We start from the raw sequence: 1166 nt of genomic DNA, 5'->3' as shown, positions 1-1166 counted from the left end.
ATTCACATAACTTCTCGGTACCATATAGTCCGGTAACTCACGTGCTAACCAGGCATGCAGCTCTGAAGCATCAACCTCTGCCTCCGCTGAATCTGCTATCCACCACGCAACAAGATGACGGCCTTCACCTTCTCCACGGACCTGTACAACCGCCTCTTTCACAGCCGGGTGGCCTGAAAGCTGTACCGCAATCTCTCCCAGCTCAATCCGGAATCCACGAATCTTCACCTGATCATCATTACGGCCCAGATATTCGATATTCCCGTCTGCCAGCCAGCGTGCAGTATCCCCTGTGCGATACATTCTGGCTTCAGCCTCGGTACTAAACGGATCCGGAAGGAAACGCTCGGCTGTAAGCTCTGGCCGGTTCAGGTAACCTCGCGCAACCTGTACACCACCAATATATAACTCGCCTGTAACACCAACCGGTACCGGATTACCTTGCGGATCCAGTAGGTAGGTTTTTACATTCGTAACAGGCTTGCCGATATTTAAACTTCCCCCCTCATACTTTAAGGCAGTCGCACAAACTGTCCCTTCTGTAGGTCCATAACCGTTAAATACAGTTACCCTTTTAGCTGCCTCTTGCAATAGATTAATGCTCGGGGATTCACCAGAAAAAATAACAAATTCCAGAGTTTCAAAAATATCTAAATATTCAGAACCAAACAATGCTGGAGGGAACGTTGCATGAGTCACTTTATGTCTGTTCATAAAGTCTGCAAGTTGATCTAGGTCCTGACGTTGTATATCAGAGATAATAACTAACGCCGCCCCATTACATAGAGCTTGAACTATCTCAAATATACTTCCATCAAAACTAATTGATGCAAACTGCAAAATACGACTATGGGAAGTAACTCCAAAATGATGGCATTGAACACCACTCAAATTTGTCACCTGCTGGTGTTCAACCATCACCCCTTTCGGGTTACCTGTAGAACCTGAGGTATAAATCACATAAGCAAGATGACGGCTGTTTAAACCAATCTCCGCCGGTAGCAGATTCTCTTCAGAATATGCAGAAGCCTGTTCAAAAGCATCCTGCAGTAATACCACCGGTACCGATGAACTCTTCAGCACATCTATACCCGTCGCATCAGCCAGTAATAATCTTGGAGAGGCATCTTCCATAATATAGGCCAGGCGCTCTACCGGATAACCAG

General features: G+C 46.3%; 1 protein-coding gene. It reads right to left on the bottom strand.

Translation table 11 applies throughout. The features are described from left to right. Positions 1 to 1166: amino acid adenylation domain-containing protein (locus OC23_RS15070; RefSeq protein ID WP_038345720.1), on the bottom strand; the 1166-nt coding region annotated here is incomplete at both ends.

Source organism: Acinetobacter sp. A47 (assembly GCF_000805455.1).
GTDB lineage: Bacteria > Pseudomonadota > Gammaproteobacteria > Pseudomonadales > Moraxellaceae > Acinetobacter.
Note: the sequence above shows the minus strand (reverse complement) of the source record. Positions and strands in the feature narration are given on the sequence as shown.